This window comes from Blastomonas sp. CCH1-A6 (assembly GCF_001556365.1).
Taxonomy (GTDB): domain Bacteria; phylum Pseudomonadota; class Alphaproteobacteria; order Sphingomonadales; family Sphingomonadaceae; genus Blastomonas; species Blastomonas ursincola.
On the sequence record NZ_LSIS01000149.1, the window covers coordinates 1 to 2,447 of the forward strand.

A 2,447-nucleotide genomic window follows, 5' to 3' on the forward strand; every position below is an offset into this window, starting at 1 on the left:
GGACGAACAGCGCGTCGCGGTGGCGGCGATCGAGAGCCTCGCCGAAAGCTTCTGCGACGGCGTGGTCGCACCCGCCTTCTGGTTTCTGGTCGCAGGCTTGCCGGGTCTGTTGCTATGCAAGGCCGTGAACACGGCAGATTCGATGATCGGGCACCGCGATGCGCGCTATCTCCACTTTGGCTGGGCGGCAGCACGGACCGATGACGTGGTGAACTTTCTTCCCGCCCGGCTTTCTGGGCTGCTTGTTTGTATGGCGGGCATGGGTGGATGGCGCATCATGCTGCGCGATGCCCGCCATCACGCTTCGCCCAATGGGGGCTGGCCCGAAGCCGCGATGGCGGGCGTGCTCCAGCGCAGGCTCGGCGGGCCGGTCACCTATGATGGCGAGCCCGCGCATCGCGCTTGGCTGGGCGATGGACCCGCCCCCGGTGCACGGGACGTGCAGCGCAGCCTGTGGGTCTATCGCCGGGCGTGCCTGCTGCTGTGGATATTGGTGGGAGTCATCGCATGGCATCTGTGATGCTGCAGGGAACGGGGTCGGATGTCGGCAAGTCTGTGCTGGTCGCCGGGCTGTGCCGATTGCTGGCCAATCGGGGGCTGAAGGTGCGGCCGTTCAAGCCGCAGAACATGTCGAACAACGCCGCCGTGGCTGCGGGCGGGGAGATCGGGCGGGCGCAGGCCCTGGAGGCGCTGGCCTGCCGGGCAGAGCCGAGCATCGACATGAACCCGGTGCTGATCAAGCCGCAATCGGACACCGGCGCGCAGCTGGTGGTGCAGGGCAGGGTGGCAGGCACGCTGGGCGCGGCGGATTACCAGCAGCGCAAGGGCGATCTGCTCGCTGCGGTGCTGCAATCCTGGGAGCGGCTCAGGGCCGAGGCCGATATCGTCATCGTCGAAGGTGCGGGCAGCCCGGCAGAGATCAACCTGCGCGCGGGCGACATCGCCAATATGGGCTTTGCCCGCGTCGCCGGGGTGCCGGTGGTGCTGGTCGGCGATATTGACCGGGGCGGGGTGATCGCCGCGATCGTCGGCACCAGGGCGGTGATCGATCCGGACGATGCGGCGATGATCCGGGGCTTCCTCATCAACAAGTTTCGCGGCGATGTTCGCCTGTTCGACGATGGTTATGCAGAGATTGCGCGCCGTACCGGATGGCCGGGGCTGGGCGTCATCCCCTGGCTCGCCGCCGCGCGCCAGCTGCCCGCCGAGGATGCGGTCGTGCTCGATGCGGCTACTACCGGGGATGGCCGCATCACCATCGCAGTGCCGATGCTGTCGCGGATCGCCAATTTCGACGATTTCGATGCCCTGGCACATGAACCCTCCGTCCGGCTGATGATGGTTCCGCCCGGCCAGCCGCTGCCCGGCGATGCCGCGCTGGTCATCCTGCCCGGCACCAAGGCGACGATCGCCGATCTCGCCTTCTTGCGCGCGCAGGGCTGGGACATCGACATTGCCTCGCATGTCCGCCGCGGCGGGGCATTGCTCGGCATCTGCGGCGGCTATCAGATGCTGGGGCAAACCATCGAGGATCCCGATGGCATCGAGGGACAGGCGGGCAGCGTTGAGGGCCTCGGCTATCTGCCCGTGGCGACGCGGCTGACAGGGGACAAGCGCGTAATCGACGTTACCGGCACAAGCCTGAGCGATGGCCAACCTTTTGTCGGCTATGAAATCCATGTCGGTCAGACCCGCGCGCTCGAACCGGTGGCGCCGCTGCTCCGGCTCGACAGTGGCGAGGAGGATGGTGCGGTCAGCGCCGATGGCCGGATCGCGGGATGCTATATCCACCGGCTGTTCGATCATCCTGCCCAGCGCGGAGCTTGGCTCGCGCGGCTTGGGGGGCAGAGCGATGGCATCGCGCAAGCGCACCGCGTCGATCAGGCGCTCGATGCGCTCGCCAGCGGGCTGGAAGAGCATGTCGATATCAACCGGCTGCTCGCCATTGCGGGGCTCGCGCGATGACCGGGCCCGCGTTCGAGCCAGCGTTTCGCGATCAGCTCGACAACCTACTGGCCTGGCGGCGCGATGTTCGGCATTTCGAGGCGCGACCGCTGCCCGAGGGCGTGCTCGAGCAGCTGCTCGACACCGCCTGTCGCGGCCCATCTGTGGGCAATGCCCAGCCCTGGCGCTTCGTCCGCATCGTCTCGGCCGAGCGCCGCGCCGCGCTGATCGCCGAGGTCGAAGCGCAGAAGCAGCAAGCGGGCGCACTCTATTCGGGCGAACGCAAGGCGCTGTACGACCGGCTCAAGCTGCATGGGCTGCGCGAGGCGCCCGAGATACTCGCGGTGTTCTGCGATGCGCAGACGGAGGCGGGCCACGGGCTTGGCCGGGCGACGATGCCCGAGACGCTGTGCTGGTCGGTGGTGACGGCGGTGCACACGCTCTGGCTTGCCGCGCGCGCGCACGGCATCGGGCTTGGCTGGGTGTCGATCCTCGATCCGGCG

General features: G+C 68.1%; 3 protein-coding genes. All 3 read left to right on the plus strand.

The annotated features are described in order from the left end of the window. Positions 1 to 520 (plus strand): CobD/CbiB family cobalamin biosynthesis protein (locus tag AX735_RS05920; RefSeq protein ID WP_202189514.1); only part of this gene is annotated, 520 nt, incomplete at its 5' end. Next, the gene (locus AX735_RS05925) at positions 508 to 1,965 is read left to right on the plus strand and encodes a cobyric acid synthase (protein ID WP_066277165.1); all 1,458 of its coding nucleotides are present in this window, start codon (positions 508 to 510) and stop codon (positions 1,963 to 1,965) included. The genes AX735_RS05920 and AX735_RS05925, both read left to right, overlap by 13 nt. Beyond that, the coding region (gene bluB, locus AX735_RS05930; protein WP_066277167.1) for a 5,6-dimethylbenzimidazole synthase at positions 1,962 to 2,447 on the plus strand (486 nt) is incomplete at its 3' end. The genes AX735_RS05925 and bluB, both read left to right, overlap by 4 nt.

Bases quoted from the DNA above. Each gene is read 5' to 3' on its own strand.
- AX735_RS05925 (WP_066277165.1), top strand. From the start codon at position 508: ATGGCATCTGTGATGCTGCAGGGAACGGGGTCGGATGTCGGCAAGTCT.